Source organism: Leptolyngbya sp. CCNP1308, assembly GCF_034932455.1.
Classification (GTDB): domain Bacteria; phylum Cyanobacteriota; class Cyanobacteriia; order Phormidesmidales; family Phormidesmidaceae; genus Nodosilinea.
On the sequence record NZ_JAYGIH010000036.1, the window covers coordinates 1 to 15,736 of the forward strand.

At 57.5% G+C, this 15,736-nt stretch carries 14 protein-coding genes; 9 read left to right on the plus strand and 5 right to left on the minus strand.

Going from position 1 to position 15,736, the window contains the following annotated elements; translation table 11 throughout:
- The 6 genes from VB780_RS09840 to VB780_RS09865 all read left to right on the plus strand — a co-directional run.
- Positions 1 to 235 (plus strand): transposase (locus tag VB780_RS09840; protein ID WP_323350973.1); only part of this gene is annotated, 235 nt, incomplete at its 5' end.
- Positions 236 to 524: 289 nt separating this feature from the next.
- Positions 525 to 1,277: an IS1 family transposase gene (locus VB780_RS09845; protein ID WP_323351212.1), complete on the plus strand. Its 753-nt coding sequence runs from the start codon at positions 525 to 527 to the stop codon at positions 1,275 to 1,277.
- 261 nt (positions 1,278 to 1,538) lie between these two features.
- Positions 1,539 to 2,159: a Uma2 family endonuclease gene (locus VB780_RS09850; protein WP_323350974.1), complete on the plus strand. Its 621-nt coding sequence runs from the start codon at positions 1,539 to 1,541 to the stop codon at positions 2,157 to 2,159.
- Positions 2,160 to 2,319: 160 nt separating this feature from the next.
- Positions 2,320 to 2,751, plus strand: coding sequence for an element excision factor XisH family protein (locus VB780_RS09855; RefSeq protein WP_323350975.1), 432 nt, complete (start codon positions 2,320 to 2,322; stop codon positions 2,749 to 2,751).
- Positions 2,727 to 3,065 (plus strand): XisI protein, encoded by a 339-nt coding sequence (locus tag VB780_RS09860; RefSeq protein WP_323350976.1) that lies wholly within the window; start codon positions 2,727 to 2,729, stop codon positions 3,063 to 3,065. Before VB780_RS09855 ends, VB780_RS09860 begins: the two co-directional genes overlap by 25 nt.
- A gap of 443 nt (positions 3,066 to 3,508) precedes the next feature.
- Positions 3,509 to 4,951: an HNH endonuclease gene (locus tag VB780_RS09865; RefSeq protein ID WP_323350977.1), complete on the plus strand. Its 1,443-nt coding sequence runs from the start codon at positions 3,509 to 3,511 to the stop codon at positions 4,949 to 4,951.
- Positions 4,952 to 5,105: 154 nt separating this feature from the next.
- On the opposite strand, the gene VB780_RS09870 is transcribed toward VB780_RS09865, so the two are convergent.
- The 3 genes from VB780_RS09870 to VB780_RS09880 form a co-directional block, all read right to left on the minus strand.
- Positions 5,106 to 6,548, minus strand: coding sequence for a carotenoid oxygenase family protein (locus VB780_RS09870; RefSeq protein WP_323350978.1), 1,443 nt, complete (start codon positions 6,546 to 6,548; stop codon positions 5,106 to 5,108).
- A 136-nt stretch (positions 6,549 to 6,684) separates the two neighbouring features.
- On the minus strand, positions 6,685 to 7,467 hold the full coding sequence (locus tag VB780_RS09875; protein WP_323350979.1) for an anti-sigma factor domain-containing protein: 783 nt from the start codon (positions 7,465 to 7,467) through the stop codon (positions 6,685 to 6,687).
- Positions 7,468 to 7,519: 52 nt separating this feature from the next.
- Positions 7,520 to 8,107 (minus strand): sigma-70 family RNA polymerase sigma factor, encoded by a 588-nt coding sequence (locus VB780_RS09880; RefSeq protein WP_323350980.1) that lies wholly within the window; start codon positions 8,105 to 8,107, stop codon positions 7,520 to 7,522.
- 187 nt (positions 8,108 to 8,294) lie between these two features.
- On the opposite strand from VB780_RS09880, the gene VB780_RS09885 reads away from it, so the two are divergent.
- The gene (locus VB780_RS09885) at positions 8,295 to 8,963 is read left to right on the plus strand and encodes a ferritin-like domain-containing protein (RefSeq protein WP_323350981.1); all 669 of its coding nucleotides are present in this window, start codon (positions 8,295 to 8,297) and stop codon (positions 8,961 to 8,963) included.
- 104 nt (positions 8,964 to 9,067) lie between these two features.
- Here VB780_RS09885 and VB780_RS09890 read toward each other — a convergent pair whose 3' ends face one another.
- Entirely contained in the window at positions 9,068 to 12,799 is a 3,732-nt protein-coding gene (locus VB780_RS09890) for a substrate-binding domain-containing protein (RefSeq protein ID WP_323350982.1), read from the minus strand.
- Between the two features lie 137 nt (positions 12,800 to 12,936).
- Between VB780_RS09890 and VB780_RS09895 the strand changes: the two genes are divergently transcribed.
- Positions 12,937 to 13,254 (plus strand): hypothetical protein, encoded by a 318-nt coding sequence (locus VB780_RS09895; protein WP_323350983.1) that lies wholly within the window; start codon positions 12,937 to 12,939, stop codon positions 13,252 to 13,254.
- Positions 13,255 to 13,362: 108 nt separating this feature from the next.
- Complete coding sequence (locus tag VB780_RS09900; RefSeq protein ID WP_323350984.1) at positions 13,363 to 13,815, plus strand: hypothetical protein; 453 nt, start codon at positions 13,363 to 13,365, stop codon at positions 13,813 to 13,815.
- Positions 13,816 to 13,878: 63 nt separating this feature from the next.
- On the opposite strand, the gene VB780_RS09905 is transcribed toward VB780_RS09900, so the two are convergent.
- The gene (locus VB780_RS09905; RefSeq protein ID WP_323350985.1) at positions 13,879 to 15,735 is read right to left on the minus strand and encodes a serine/threonine-protein kinase; all 1,857 of its coding nucleotides are present in this window, start codon (positions 15,733 to 15,735) and stop codon (positions 13,879 to 13,881) included.
- Between the last annotated feature and the right edge of the window lies 1 nt (position 15,736).

Below are 15,736 nucleotides of genomic sequence, written 5' to 3' on the forward strand. Positions count from 1 at the left end.
CCCCGCCTTCATGATGTGGGTGATGGATACCTGTCGCTGGATCGTCGAGGTCGTCTTACGACCGCAGCAGACCAAAGGATTTGTCCTGCTGAAGAAACGCTGGGTCGTCGAGCGTACCTTCGGATGGTTGATGGGGTGCCGACGCTTGGTGCGAGACTACGAACGGCTACCGGAAACGTCAGAAACCCTCATCTACCTTGCCATGATACGGATCATGGTCAGGCGATTGGCATGATTTTTGACCCCATCGGACTTTTCAAACACCCTCTAATGCCTTGGCAATAGTTCAAAATGGGTAGACAATATGGACTATGGCTTATGCGTTAATAACTATGGCTTAAGCAATGCTAATTGTTGGGGCTTAAAATCTGTGGTTAGTACGGAGGTGGGTTTGGGTGGGACTAGCGATCGCCCCAAATACCTGGCCAACCATAGGCATTGCTGGTAATGAATTAGTGTAAAGGATGGAGAAAAATAAGGTGTCGCCGTCGCAGTTTTGATGGGGTAACCAGATGACCATTGAGATGACCTGTCCAACCTGTGGTTCTCACGACATCTCAAAGAACGGCACCACTAGACGCGGCAAGCAAAACTACAAATGCCGAGATTGTAACCGTCAATTCGTCGAAGATCCGCAGTGGAAGCCGAAACCTAGGGACACTCAGGCTTTAGTCAATCTACTGCTGTTGGAGAAGATTCCATTAGCCGGAATCGCCAGAGTCACCGGGGTTTCGGACAGTTGGCTACAAAGCTATGTGAATGCCCAATATCAGGTAGTGCCCAAAACAGCAGAAGTTCTACCTAAGGCCAAAGGCAAACTGAAAGTGCAGATGGATGAACTGTGGTCTTTTGTCGATCACAAAGGCAACAAGCAGTGGGTATGGCTGGCGATGGATACAGACACCCGAGAAATCATCGGCTGTTATATTGGTGACCGCTCTAGAGAATCGGCGATTGCCTTATGGCAGTCAATTCCTGCTGTATACCGACAATGTGCCCAGGTCTACACCGATTATTGGGAGGCCTACGTCACCGTTATCCCGAGCAAACGGCATGCGGCGGTCGGCAAAGACAGCGGCTTGACAAGTTACATAGAAAGACTGAACAACACGCTAAGGCAGCGGATTTCTCGGCTAGTGAGGAAGACACTGTCCTTCTCAAAGAAGCTAGAGAATCACATCGGTGCCATCTGGATGTTCATTCATGAATACAATCGCTTAGTCAGAAAGAAGATAGCAGAAAGGGGAGAGTCTGTCTTTTCCGCTGTCCTTTACTAAAATGCACTACCGGCATTGCTTAAGCATTAGTGAATAGTGCTTAAGCGTTAATTATTAGTCGTGTTATGCCTTTAAAGTCGGGCATCCACAGGGAGAAATTGCTACCGAGTGGATTTCGCACCATGCCTTTGCGAGGATCTGTGCTGAAATGACATGCAGAGTTTTGCGTCAGTGGCCCCAGTTACGGTGTCGCTTCGCCCACCCCGCGCTTCCTCGATTAACCTATAGATAAGCCTGTCCTGCCTATCTGCGTCTCTGCTCATGGTTCAAGCGCTTTCTGAGACTCTGACCTTTGAAGAATTTCTCGACTGGTATCCAGACGGGCAAGGACGCTATGAATTGATCGATGGTGTTGTCTCTGAAATGACTCCTACGGGCGACCATGAAGAAGTCGGTGCGTTCATTGCCCGCAAGCTGAATGTCGAAATTGATCGCCTGGAACAGCCCTGGTTCATTCCCCGCACTTACATTGTTAGGCCTCCTGTTTTGGCTAGCGGATATCAGCCCGATGTGCTGGTGGTCGATCGCCTAGCTTTAGACCAGGAACCCCTATGGAAGAAGTCTTCGGTGATTACCCGTGGGGCATCGATTAAGCTGGCGATCGAAGTGGTCAGCACTAACTGGCGTGATGACTATGGCCGCAAGCTCTTTGACTATGAAGCGATGGGCATTGGCGAGTATTGGATTGTGGATTTTCGCGCGCTGGGTGCCCGCCGTTTTACGGGATACCCAAAACAACCGACGCTCTCGCTGTGTCAGTTGGTTGAGGGAGAATATCAAATTCAGTTGCTTCAGGGTGATCAGCTTATTATTTCGCAGGTTTTCCCAGAGTTGACGCTAACGGCTGCGCAGGTTTTCCAGGCAGGATTGAACCAAGCTTAATCTGGCCTACTGCTTTCTACCAATTCTGGATGCCTTACCAGCCATGAACAGTGTCCAGTTACGCCAGAACGTCAACCATGTCGAGACCTGGGAAGGTTCAGACTTCGAAGAATGCTTAGAAAGTGAGATGGTGGGTAGTAGGTAAGAGAGAAGTGAGCCCATGCCAGCGAGAGACATCTATCACAATGCCGTCAAACAAGCCCTACAAAAAGACGGGTGGACGATTACCCATGATCCCTATCGGCTCAAACTCTCTAGAGGCAAAAACCTATTTGTAGATCTTGGTGCAGAGCGCCTCATTGCCGCCGAACGGGGGCTAGAGAAAATTGCTATTGAAGTCAAAAGCTTTCGCAGCGCCTCCGACATGAAAGACCTCGAAGATGCAGTGGGGCAGTTTGTCTTATACGACCATCTTCTCACCCGCTATGATCCAGAGAGAGCACTATATTTGGCTGTTCCTGAGGCAGTTCGCACTTCAGTTTTTGAAGAAGAAGCAGGCGCTGTGCTGCTTGAAGATCGCGTTATCCGGTTGTTTACCTTCAGCCCTACTCACGAGGTTATCGTTCAATGGATGCCCCAAACACCAAGCTAAAACAGATCGTTTTGCAGGTCTTACAAGACTACATAGACTTTTTGGGCAGTGATCTAGAGACTCAATTACAGCTCATCGCTGATGAGAAAAACGACCATTACCTGCTGACCGAAATCGGCTGGCAGGGGCAGCGACGCATCTATGGCACCTTGATTCACTGCGACATCATTGACGGCAAAATCTGGATTCAGCAAGACGGCACTGAAGACGGCATCGCCCCAGAACTCTTGGCTCTTGGCATCGATCAACAGCAGATTGTGCTGGGGTTTAAGTCCATAGAACGGAGACAGATTACAGATTTCGCAGTTGCCTAGTAGCTGTAGGGTGAGGCACTGCCCACCTTTCACCACTCGCCACCTTTCCCCCAAATCGAGAATGCTACAAACCTCCCTGCTCATACCCCAACAGGCTAAGCCTTAGATTGATGAAGGGGGAGTTGAGGATTGGGAGTTTATTTGAGGGGAAGGAGGAGGTAGTGAGTGAGGAAATGGGATCGTGGCAGTGCCTCAGCAGTTTATGTGAAACACGTTTGAAGCTATGCAGAAAGTTTTTTGTGATTCCCCTAAATCGGCACAATGTTTGGAAGTTTCCTCTAAACTATTAATTTTGGGTAAATATGTAGAAAGTTTCAGCCTATCTACCCGAACAGGGATGATATGTGGAAACTTTCTCTCTGATAAGACTGTCAACCTCCTTCAGTCTTGAGTGTGAAAATTACAAATTGTTCACCGTTAGAAGTAATTATGGTCTAAATGCCATGCCTAACCTAAACCAGATTTGGGAATGTGCAGCTGAATTGAGAGGTCATTCTAGCTGGGTTTATGGAGTTCCAATCACTTCTGATGGAATGTTAGCCAGTGTTAGTGGCAGTAAGATTTTATTCTGGAATTTAAACACTCAAGAAATCGATTCCATCCTTGAAGAACACACAGATACCATATTCTCTCTCAGTCTTAGCCCTAATCATAAAATCTTGGCTAGTGGTGGTCTTGACAAGACAGTGTGCTTATGGAACTTAAAAACAAGGAGCTTAATTTGTACACTTGCCAAACGCAAAGATCCCATACATTCAGTTGCATTTAGCCCTGATAGCGGATTGCTGGCAAGTGGGGGAGAAAGTAAATATAAAACCGCTGACGGACAAAAAACAACCATTTATCTTTGGAGTGTTGATAGCAAAGAATTAGTTCGTACTCTTCAAGGACATGATCTTAGAGTTAACACCCTTGCCTTTAGCTCTGATGGTCAAACCTTGGCTAGTGGAAGTAATGACAAAACAGTTAGATTATGGGATGTCAATACAGGTAGACAGTTGCATATCTTAGAGGGGCACTCCAGCAACATTGGCACAGTTGCCTTTACTCCAGACGGTGACAGTCTTTTCAGTAGTGGTGGCGGTGGGATCAAAGTCTGGAAGGTGCAAACTGGAGAGTTACAGCAAAGCTTTGCTGAGCAGTCTGAATATACAAGTTGCTTTGCGGTTGATCCTACTGGCCAACTTCTAGCTTTTGAAGTGCATGATGGTATTGAAATATGGAACCTAAGAAGCACTGAAAAATTACAATACTTAAACTTCATGTGGCCAACTAGCATGAATTTCAGTGCTGACAGTAAATTGTTAGCTAGTGGAGATGCCTCTGCGTTTGCCGAGGATGGTGGTTTAGTTAAGGTGTGGAGAGTTCCAACACTAGAATCTTTAGTACATCCAGTTGACAAAAACTATGCTCAATTTGAATTACTTACTGAGCGGCAGCAAATTGAAGCTGAAGGATATTTTGATGTAGAAACTATTGAAGATGCTAGAAAGCGCATTAATGCATCTATTGTGCAACGGCAGGGACAGGCTGAATTTCGGTTTAAGTTACTAAAATCTTATGGTTCTCGCTGCCCAATAACTGACTGCGACGTAGAATCGGCTCTTGAAGCAGCACATATAATTCCCTATCAAGGGACTGACACTAACCACCCGACAAACGGATTGCCGCTCAGAGCTGACATACACACTCTATTCGATCTGCATCTACTGTCAATTCAACCAGACACTTATGATGTGGTGATTGCCCCTGAACTTATTGGTACCTGTTACCAAGATTTAGTCGGTCGAAAACTTACTCTGCCAGAAGATCAAAACACAGCACCAAGTCGAATCGCTCTTAGAACACACTATGAAACTTTTCTCAGTCAATGCAAAAGTGATTAGCTGCTGACCAGCTAACAACCGCAATTTATAGGAACTCCTAAGTATTGCGTTTCTAAGAGAGGTTATCTAAGGCCGGTGATTGCGAACATTAGCTACCCCAGGTCTGGTCATGGGCAATTACTGACATCCTATGTGAACTGGTCAGCACCTATACTCACTCATCTACCCAGGTGCCATGGAAACTGTGGGGCACCACCTCCGGCAGCCCTAGCCGACAGATCGGCCCGTTTTCAAGTTCATTTCCCTCGTAGATCCACAGTTCGCTGCGGTGCTGGTTACCGTCGTAGACCACAGTGATCACCCAGGGCTGCTCGGGGTTAGCGGGGTTCGCCACGGGGATCGGTTCCGAGGGATAGCGGCCATCCCCAGGGTCGGCGACGGTGAGGCCAGTCTTGGGGTCGAAGCGGGCGATCGCGCTCAACAATTCCCCCGGTGGCGTCACCGCTGTGGGATGCACGCTCATATGGGTGGCGGCCCCGTGGTCTTGCCCCAGGGCGATTGGGAACTCGCAGTGGCGATCGACTAAGCACTGCTGATCGAGAACTTTTGCGGTTTTGGGGTCAATGCGGTACTGCCAGAGCTGAGCATCGGAGACGGTGCTTGCCGTTCCAGAGGCCACTTCTTTAAAGAACTGGTTGCTGGCAAAGTCGTTGTAGCGAGCCACATCAAACACGATGGAGCCATCAAAATCTAAATAGCTGTGGCCAAAGTGCCACTGAAACCAGGGGTCTGCGGCCTCCAGGGCGATCGCCTCCAGACTGTCAGCATCCACCACAATAATCTGGGTACCCTGCTGGGGTTGCCATTGCAGCGCGTCGCTAAAGCTAGACAAGCCAAACAGCGCGGGCAGTGGGCTAAGCCGCACGGGCGACACGCAAAACACCAGGTAGCGATCGGCCAGCACAAAGTCGTGAATCAGCGGAATGCCCGAGAGGGGAATGGTGCCGGTTTGCTCTACGACCCCGGCGGCGCTACAGCGGTAAATTTGCAGCGTGGCATTGCCCCCCGGAATCGTGCCAAAGCTAAAAATCTGGCCCGTGCGGGGGTGGCGCTTGGGGTGGGCGGTGAAGGTGTCGCTGACCTTGAGCCCCCCCAGGTTGTCTAGGCCCAGAGTCTCCAGAGTTTCTAAATCCAGACGGTGGGGTAGGCCGCCCTCCCATAGAGCCAAGAGGCGATCGGGCAGGGCCAGCACCGAGGTATTGGCGGCATTTTTGACCTGGGTCTGCCAGTGCTGCCAAAACGGGCCAGGGGGCAGGGTGCCGTAGCCGCGATAGAGGCCCTGGTCGGCTTCTTCTTCTTCCACAAACCCGGCAGAGCGCACGTAGCGGTAGTTGGCCACGGCACTGTCGCCGTCAAAGTTCACCCGCAGCACCGCCCCATCGCCGTCAAACCAGTGGCTAACCCGAGTGCCGCCGCGTTCTAGGCGAGCTGGGCCATTGCGGTAGAGGGTGCCCCTCAGACTGGCTGGTAACTGTCCCTCCAGCACGGGGAGAGTCGTGGCGGCGAATTCTGTCGCGGGCTGGGCGATCGCCCCCGCCCACAGAGCCGCAGTGGGGGCAGCGGCAGGCTGCGATCGCGACGGTGCCAAAGGAGCCATAGGTGCAGAAATAAATATTGCTCACTCTATTGTGACCCAGGACGCCCCAGAGGGTGGGGCGTCCTGGGTCACTCCCTCACCCATCACTCCCCCACTCCCTTATCTCCCTCACCTTCCCCATCACTCCCCCACTCCCCTACGACTGACTCTGCAACACCAAATCCCCCGCCGGTACTGGTGGATCGTCCGCCCGCTCGGTAGTAATTAGCATCTGCACCGGGGCAGTGCCACAGACGGCATCGGGCAGCGCCCACTGATTGGTATCTTCAGCGGTGGCCGTATTGAATTCTCCACAAAATACCGGGTCGCTGTCGGCCAGCGCCCAGAGCCGATACACCTGATCCTCATCCAGGGGCGGCAGATCGGTGGTGACAATCAGCGCGGTTTGGTCGGCGGGGTTGACCACCAGGCGGGCATTGGCCTGAGGTTCGGCCTCGGTGCCCGCCAGGGTGTAGAGGCGGTTGGCTGGCTGGCTAAAGCTGGCCACCACGGCCTCGGTTTGGCGTAGGGCCAGGCGCAGACGCTGGTTCTCTTGCAGGGTGAAGGCCAGGGCCAGGGTGGTGGCGGCCCAGCCCAGGGCTAACCCCACTCGACCCCAGGGGAATTGGCGGCGAGCGACTGGTGCGGCATCGGGGAACTTGAGTGTCTCTCTAGGGATTACAGGCCCAGGCTCAGCTGATACGGCGGCGGCCATGGCGGCGGCTAGGGTGCGATCGCGCAGCTCCGGCGGTGGCGTTACTGGCGTTGGCCCGAGGGCGAGGCTGCCCCAGGTGGTTTGCAGGGCGGCTAACTCGGTAGCCACCTCGGGATACTGCTCTAGCCACTGCTCGACCTGGGCGGCCTCTTCGTCCGTGAGGTCGTCGAGCACGTACCCGGCCAGCTGCGATCGCCAGTTGTCAGGAAGGGGAGGGGAGGTCATTGGTGGACTGGTGGGGAGTGGGTGGGTGAGTGAGTGAGTGGGTGTGTTACCGCTAACGCTGGTGGGGTTGGAGGAGGGTGCGGAGGCGGAGGAGTCCTTGGCGGCAGCGAGATTTGACGGTGCCGAGGGGAATGCCGAGCTGGGCGGCAATTTCGGTTTGGGTAAGCCCCTGAAAGTAGGCGATTTCTAGTACTTCGCGCTCGGTGGGGGGTAGCTGGGCGAGGGCGGCGCGCAGGTGCTCACGCTGTTCGTGCTGGGCGGCGTAGTCAACCGGGTTGGGCGATCGCGCCGAGGCCTCGCTAATGCGCTGAAACCGCTGCAAAATCAGCGCCCGCCCGCTGCTCACCCGCAGGCGATCGAGGGCGCGGGAGCGGGTGTAGGTGGCCAGATAGCTGCCCACGCTGCCCCGGTCGGGGTCGTACTGTCGCCGCTGCCAAAAATTGACGAACACTTCCTGGGTGAGATCCTCGGCCTCGGCACGGTTGGACAGCATTTTGAGAGCCAGGGTATAGACCATCGGCGAATAGCGGTCGTAGAGGGTGGCAAGGGCAGCAGTATCACCGTCCCACAGACGGGCAACCAGGTCGCGATCGCTAACTGGCTGGGGCGTCTGTGGGTCGGAGGGCGAGAATGGAGGCATTAACAACACATTAGAAATACGACTCAGACCACCGCTATGGATGGCCGGGGGAGACACAGTTAGAAAACGCAATGGACGGGCTGAGCTCATGGGAACTTTCTGCCATCCACAGACCCAAGCTAGTCGTATTGTGGCGGGTTCGATAGCAATTACGCTTGCCCACGACGTTAGCGCAAAGGATACTGCAATGAATAATGACTTTATGGGTTCTGACTCCCGTTTTGTTAAGCCAGGGCTGTCGCGGCGACGGGTGGTGATGGGCGGCGCGATCGCCGGGCTGGCCGGTACCGTGGGTTTCTCTGCCCTAACTAAGCAGTCTGCGAAGGCTGGTATGGCCACCAGTGCCGCCGCCAACGATGCCGACATTCTCAACGGCGCGCTCTTCTACGAGCACCAGGCCATCTGGGCCTACGGAGCCGCCGCCGGAGGTCTCAGCGACACCGATGTGGGTAAAGCCGTGCTGGCGATCGCCCTGGCCAACCAGGCCGACCACATGGCCCACCGCGACCTGCTCATGCAAGTCGTGAGCGACCTGGGCGGCACCCCCGTCATGGCCGCAGACAGCTACGACCTGTCGGCCTACCTAGAGCGGGGCGACGGCGGCCTCGACTCAGATGTCAACATCGCCAAGCTGGCCCTGGCCCTTGAAACCGATGCCGCGATCGCCTACGCGGGTGAGGTTGCCCGGCTCAAAACCCCCGAGCTAATCACCGCTGGGGCTTCCATCGCTGCCGCTGAGGCCGCTCATGCTACTACCATTCGCGCTGCCTTCATTTCCCTGGGGGTCGAGATTCCCTTTGTGCCCGCCCCCTTTGTCAGCGCCGACACCCGCGAGCAGTGGGTGCTCAAGGTGTGAGCCAACCCAGTTTTGTGAAAGACAGTCTTTCCTGAGATCGTCACCATCCAGATCGTCAAGTCACTCCTGACTATTGCCCGGGGCCTCGCCTCGGGCTTTTTTGTTCAGGATAGAGATATCGCCGCCACCTCGACCGATTGGGCGATCGCCTGCCAGTCGTCCGTTGCGCTCAGGTAGCCCACCTCGACCACATAGATGCGATCGCGCTGGGGAATCGGCAGGTACCAGTCTTGGGCAAAGTCGTCGCGGCAGCGCTGTTCTACCGCCGCTGGGGGCAGGGGCATTTGGGTGGTCTGGCCGGTGACATCGTAGAGGCGCAGGGTCATGGTTTCGCCGCCGTCGGCCTTAGCCTGGGCGCGATCGCCCTCCTCGATCTGCCAAACCGCATAGAAGCGATCCCCCTCCTGGTCAATGGAGAGGCGAATCCAGCTGTCGGCAGTGGCTTCTGCCACCGGCTCAGGGCTAGGGGGCACTACCCCAAAGCTGTCGGGCGAGCCGGCTGGAATGCTGGCTAGAGCCGCTACAACCTCTGGCGGTAGCCCCTCTAGCCCCGACAGATCCTCGTCCCCAGCCACCTCTTCCGGCGGGGGAACGTAGTCGCCGGGCTCTAGGGGCACTGGCGGCGGCACCGGCATGGGGGCCGGTCGCAGGGGTGGCATCGTTACGTCAGAGGTGGCTGGATCGCTCTCCAGCAGAAGCTCTTCAAAGTCGGTATTGGGAATAGGGTCATCCCCCAGATGCACCTGGCTAAGCAATTCTTCCTCTAGGGTGCTGGGCATCGGCTCTGACTCCATCAAACCGGGCTCCATCAAACCGGGCTCCACAAAACCGGGGGGTATTCCCTCTGGGGTGGTCTCGTCCGAGAAAGCAGACCCCGGCGGATTGGGCAGCGACGCTGAGCTGAAGCCGCCGGCATCTTCGGCGCGATCGGGCAAACTAGCGGCCTCTGCGGCCAGGTCTGGGGGAACGTCAAAGCTGAGGGTAGAGGTGCCAACCATTTCCACATCGGCGGACGGTAGCCCCTGCACCATCTGCTGTAGCTCTAGGGGCACATCGGGGTCGTAGCCGCCGTAGTCAGCCGGGGGGGCATACTCGGGCACCACCGCGCCCGGCCCAGGGGTGATGCCTAGATTTGGAGACACTGGAGCTACAGATATCCCGTCTCCAGGGCTTGGGGTATCGTCCCCAGGTAGCCCCCAGGGTTCTTCACTGCCCAGGGCAGCGGCCCGATCTAGACAGGCCTGCCCCTCGCTCTGGCGACCCATCGCGATCAGCGCTTCCCCCTTACCCAAATGAGCCGCTGCCGACGTGGGGTCAAGTTCTAAAGCGCTGTCGAAGCAGAAGATCGATTCTTCGTAGCGGGCCATGGTGTTGAGCAAACGGCCCTTGCCAATCCAGGCGTCAATCACGCTGGCATCGAGCCGCAGCGAGGCGTTGAAGCTATCCATCGCGTCGTTGGCCTGACCGAGCAGTGCCAGGGCGTTGCCCCGTTCGGCCTGGGCCTGGGCGGCAATGGCGTTGATGCCTCCGGCTGGTATGCCGGTGGCGTCGGTTTTGAGGCGCTCCACTTCGGTCGCCTCCACCGCCTGGTTGAAGTAAAGCAGGGCGCTGTCGTAGCGGCCCTCGCGCATCAGGCGGCGACCCTCGGCCAGGTCAACGCGAGCCTGTTCCAGCTTGTCGAGGGGCATCTCCACTGGGTAGTTGTCGATGGGTACCAGTTCGGCCTCGGGGGGCAAAAGGCCCACCTCGGGCAGGTCGGTTGCGGGGGGCACTGGCCCGGCGGTAATCGGGGGCTGGCTACCCACCTCAGAAAAGTCGATATCTAGACCAGGGCCGAGATCTGCCGCGTCGCGATCGCCATCGGCCTCTAGCTCGTCCTCATCCTCATCGTCGTGGTCTTTGCCGAATAGCGATCCTACAATGCCCGCCAGCAGCAGCAGGGCCGGAATTGCCGCCAGCATCCACCAGGCGCTGGGGGGCAGGTTTTGCAGGCGCTGCCAGAAATCGCCCAGAGCGGCAGCGGGGCCGCTGGAGTCTGCCGGGTCATCTCCGGGTTCGCTGTTAGACACCAGCTCGCCTTGCCCGTCGCGTAGCTCAACGGCGCGATCGCTCCCGCCCACCACTAGCAGCCCCTCGGGCGTATAGCCCAGGGAAGCCGCCGGTTCATCGAGCTGTATCGGTTCTTCTAGCTGCGCTGTGCCATCCGGCGACCACAGTTGCAGGGTGCCGTCGGTACCGGCGGTGGCCAGGGTGCTGCCGTCGGGGTTGTAGGCTACAGCGCTGACCGCACCTTCATGGGCTGGAATGGTATCCCCTCGGGGCTGGAGGGTAGCACGATCCCAGTTGCGCAGGCTGCCGTCGCCGCCCGTGGTCGTTAACACCTGGCCATCGGGGCTGCTGGTAATGGTGGTCACGCCCTCCGGATGGGCGTTGGCGCTCTGGCCAGCGGCGGTGCCGTCCGCATTCCAAAAGCCCAGGCTGCCGTTGCTGCTGCCGGTGATCAGCGTTTGGCCACCCACGGGGTAGTGGAGCGCTTGCACCGCTCCGCCGGGGGCGGCAATGGGCTGACCCACAGCGGTGCCATCGGCTAGCGACCAGCGCTCTACGGTACCGTCGGCGCTGCCACTGGCCAGGGTTTGGCCGTCGGGGCTCACGGCCAGAGCCAAAATTGGCCCGCCCTGCCCCGCGATCGGCTCGCCGATCGGGTTGCCGCTGCGATCCCATCGGCGCACGGTGCCATCGGCTCCGCTAGAGACCACGGTTTCGCCGTCGGGGCTAACCACCACCGCCGATATAGCCCCTTGGTGGGCGTTGGCGACCACCGTTTCGGTTGGGTTGCCGTCGGCATCGAGCCATTGCAGCTCACCCTCTTCGGTGCCGCGCACCATGAACTGGCCATCGGGGGCCAGGGCTACGCCACCGGGTAGTTTGTTGGCTCCCACCGTGACGTTGGCGCTGGCGGTTTGCTGCGCCTCGGCCACAGCGGCCTGGCCTTCGTCGCTGGTGGCAAAGCCCAAAAATGCCTCGACGGGCAGGCTGGGTTCACCCCGATAGATGTAGTTGCGCGGCTGAGAATAGGGATAGCGGGGGTCGTCGGGCAGGGTGCCATCCAGGCTCACCGGGCGCACGGCATCTTGCCCCAGCACTTCGGAGGCGATCGCATAGCTAATGCCGTCGTTGCCCAATTCGCGCACTACCGCAGCGGTGTCATCCTCCGCCACCTGCTCAGCGGTATCGCCGGTTTCAAAGGGCTGGGTCTGGAAGATTTCGTAGTCGGCCAGGGCCAAACGGGTGGAGCTTTCGGCGGGGCGATCGATAAACCGCAGGGGCACGTTAGGGCCACCCACCTGCGACCAGTTAGTGATCTCGCCGCGAAAAATGGCGGCAAAGTCGTCAAAGGTCAAATCGCCCCGAAACGGGTTGTCGCGCCCCACGATGATGGCAATTTTTTCCCGCGCCACTGGAATTGACGTGAGGCTGGGGTCTTCCTCGGCGTCACTGAGCGATCGCCCCAGGGCCGCTAGATCCACGTTGCCCCCCCGCAGGGCCTGAAGCGCCTGGTCGTCACCACTGGTCGAAGACACCACATCGGTATCGGGGTAGCGGGCTTCAAAGCCTTCGCTCAGGCTCTCGTTGATCCCCGCCATCGACGGTGACCCATCGATCGAGAGGGTGGTGCCGGGGGGTACGGTCTCTTGCAGGGTAAAGGTGGGCGTGGGTTCCGCCGTCACCTGAGCCAGTAGCCGTGGCTCAGACCTGAGCGCACTGATCGGCAACGCAGCGAGGGCGCTGAGCAGCGCTAGCATGGCCAGAGATGGCTTAGGAAACTGATTCATGGCGGTACCCAGAGGTCAGTAAACAATCTGCTAAAGGATACACGCTGGGGCGGGGGGTGGAAGGATTTTTTGCCGGGCCGCTGCGGGAGGTTGCCCCTCGCAGCGGCTAGAGTAGATGCATTCCGTTGAGCGTTGCCATGGTCGTCGTTATCTTTATGGGGGCGGGTCTGCTGGCCTTTGGCCTGTCGTTCTGGCTGACTCGGCGGCTCCAGCGCCCTCGCCCAGATGGGGATCAAAGATCTCAGGGGCGATCGCCGCAAACTGGGCCGCAAAATGGGTTCATGCCTCCCTCATCCCCAACCCAGCTCCCCAGCTCCCCAGCCACCGACCTCGATCGCCAGGTGCGCGATCTGCTGGGCCAGGGCAGGCTGATCGATGCCGTCAAGCGCGTCAGAGAGGTCAACGGCTGTAGCCTGAGCGACGCCAAAGCCTATGTTGAGGAGCGGTTGCCCTAGGCTAGGGCTCACCCCTTGACCAGCGCAGGACGAACCACCCTTGCCCTCCTGCCAGGGCAAATCGCGATAAGCTGATAGAGCTTGATTTTGCTCACCAGCAGGCGACCTATGGCACTACGTGGGATCTTCACCGCTCTTTTAATCGCGGGCCTTTGGCTAATTAGCGGAGCCGGTCTAACGGCCCAAGCCTTAACCCCCATTGAGATTAGCGACTTGAGCTACATCCCCTGCCCCCCCGACTATGCCGAGGGCATGGTGGCCGCAGGCTCCATTCAAGAAGCCAATTGTTTTTTAATTACGGGCAAGGCAATTAACCGCACCAACAAGTCGGTGATTGACGCCGACATTTTTGGCCGTATTTTTGACGCCAATGACAATCCTGTCATGCAAAACCGAGGCCGCTTGGGCGGTATTCCCGAAGTTCCCCCCGGCGAGAGCGAGTTTAAACTGCGAATTTCTGTAGCCGCCAACCAGCCCGAACCGCTCAAACTCAAGCAGTTTAAGGCATCGGGGTTTAGCTCCACTGTGCGCCAGTTTTCTGAAACCCCCTCGGCGCAATAGTAGCGCCCGGTATACCAATTGAGTTTGGTGCCCCGAATCCTAAGGTGCATCCCATCGTCCTAGCTAATCTGCCTCAAAGCACCAAAAGCGAATGGTTTCGTCGGCGCTGGTGCTGACTAGCATGCGGCTGTCGGGGGTAAAGGCGATCGCCCGCACGCCCCAGGCGTGGTGCATCTGGCTGGTTTGGCCTAGCCCTTGCAGGTTGCTCAAGGTCAGGTGACCATTCTCTGCCCCGATCGCCAGCCAGTGGCCGTTAGAGCTAATCGCCAGCGCCGTAATCGGGCTAGGAGCTTTGTAAATCACCAGTCCCTGGTCAGGATGCTCGGCACTCCAGACCTGCACGTGACCTTCGCGATCGCCGCTGACGATGCGGCCATCCTGAGGGTGGCAGGTAAGGGCTGTAATCGCGACCTTGGGAGCCGTGAGGGTGCGCGTTAGCCGCCCCGAGGGCAGTGACCAAAGGCGAATGGTGCGATCGCGCCCCCCACTCACCAGCAGATTTTCCACGACATCCACCGCCAGCGCCGTCACCTGGTCTTGGTGATGCACCAGGGTTTTGGGTGCATTGTCCTCAGCCAAAGACCACAGAAGGATGCGCCCGTCACCGCTGCCCACCGCCAGGGTGTCGCCCAGTGGGGCAATCAACACTGAGGAAATCTGCCAGCCCGACACCGGCAATTTCTGGCCAGTGTAATCGTCTAAACTCCACCGGATCAGCTGACTGTCTTCGCCGCCGCTGACGATCGCATCTCCAGCGGTAGTAAACGCTACCGCGTTGACGGCACCGCGATGGCCCATGCCCAGCAGGCCCAGCGATCGCCGAAAGGCGTGAATCAACTCTCCATTGGTGCAGTCCCACAGGCGCACAGAGCCGTCAGAACAGGCGGTGGCGATCGCTCTCCCGTTTGGACTCATCGCCAGGCCGTTGGCCACAACCCCCGGCAGGCTGAGGGCGAACCGCTGCTCCCAAACCGGGGCGGCATTCAGCGACTTAGTTAAGACCTGAGACGGTTTTGAGTCTTGGATATTCAGAACCAGACCGCTCCAGCGCAGGTCGGCCAGCACCTCCTGGGCATTGCTATAGCGCTCTTGCAGGCGACGGTTGACCATGCGATCGAGCACGCGCCCCAGGGCTGGACTGGTGGGTGCCGTCACGTAGGGCTGCCAGACCCAGGCATCGTCGCTGACAGAATACAAGTCGAAGGGATGCAGTCCGGTGAGCAGGTGCAGGCAGGTCACCCCTAGGCTAAAAATGTCGCTGGCGTAGACCGCCTTCCCCAAAGCCTGTTCTGGAGCAGCATACCCCGCGCTGCCGATCACCGTAGCGGTGCGCTTGAGCTGTTCAGGATCAGCGATCGCCTTCGCCGACCCAAAATCCACTAGGGCAAAGGATCGCGGCGACGGAGGCGCAATAATGTTGGCAGGCTTAATGTCGCGGTGAATCACGCTGTGATCGTGAATGTAGACCAGCACGGGCAGCAGCTCGTAGAGCACCCGCTGCACCAGAGCTTCGCCACCAACTTCGGGGGATTGCTGAATGAGCTGATCGAGGTTGGGGCCGGGAATATATTCCTGCACCAAAAACTGCCCTTGGGCGTTGTCAATCACAGCCAGCAGGGCCGGAATTTGAGGGTGTTGGCCCAGGGTGGCCAGGCGATCGGCCTCGCGGTGAAAGCGATCGCGGAGAAAGGCGCGATCGCTTCCCACCGCCAAAGTCATCTGCTTGACCACGCAAACAACTGGCGGGTCGCTACTCTCATCCACCGCCAAATACGTACGCCCAAACCCGCCCTGACCCAGGAACTGCTGACAGCAATAGCGATCGGCTATCCATAGCGGCTGCCCGCAGGTTGTGCAAACCCTCGCCCTTTCATCATTCTCAGGCTGTGGACAAGCAGGGTTGATGCAAAGAGTGGTCAAA

Coding starts and splice junctions, on each gene's coding strand:
- VB780_RS09845 (WP_323351212.1), top strand. CDS start 525: ATGACCTGTCCAACCTGTGGTTCTCACGACATCTCAAAGAACGGCACC.
- VB780_RS09850 (WP_323350974.1), top strand. CDS start 1,539: ATGGTTCAAGCGCTTTCTGAGACTCTGACCTTTGAAGAATTTCTCGAC.
- VB780_RS09855 (WP_323350975.1), top strand. CDS start 2,320: ATGCCAGCGAGAGACATCTATCACAATGCCGTCAAACAAGCCCTACAA.
- VB780_RS09860 (WP_323350976.1), top strand. CDS start 2,727: ATGGATGCCCCAAACACCAAGCTAAAACAGATCGTTTTGCAGGTCTTA.
- VB780_RS09865 (WP_323350977.1), top strand. CDS start 3,509: ATGCCTAACCTAAACCAGATTTGGGAATGTGCAGCTGAATTGAGAGGT.
- VB780_RS09870 (WP_323350978.1), bottom strand. CDS start 6,548: ATGGCTCCTTTGGCACCGTCGCGATCGCAGCCTGCCGCTGCCCCCACT.
- VB780_RS09875 (WP_323350979.1), bottom strand. CDS start 7,467: ATGACCTCCCCTCCCCTTCCTGACAACTGGCGATCGCAGCTGGCCGGG.
- VB780_RS09880 (WP_323350980.1), bottom strand. CDS start 8,107: ATGCCTCCATTCTCGCCCTCCGACCCACAGACGCCCCAGCCAGTTAGC.
- VB780_RS09885 (WP_323350981.1), top strand. CDS start 8,295: ATGAATAATGACTTTATGGGTTCTGACTCCCGTTTTGTTAAGCCAGGG.
- VB780_RS09890 (WP_323350982.1), bottom strand. CDS start 12,799: ATGAATCAGTTTCCTAAGCCATCTCTGGCCATGCTAGCGCTGCTCAGC.
- VB780_RS09895 (WP_323350983.1), top strand. CDS start 12,937: ATGGTCGTCGTTATCTTTATGGGGGCGGGTCTGCTGGCCTTTGGCCTG.
- VB780_RS09900 (WP_323350984.1), top strand. CDS start 13,363: ATGGCACTACGTGGGATCTTCACCGCTCTTTTAATCGCGGGCCTTTGG.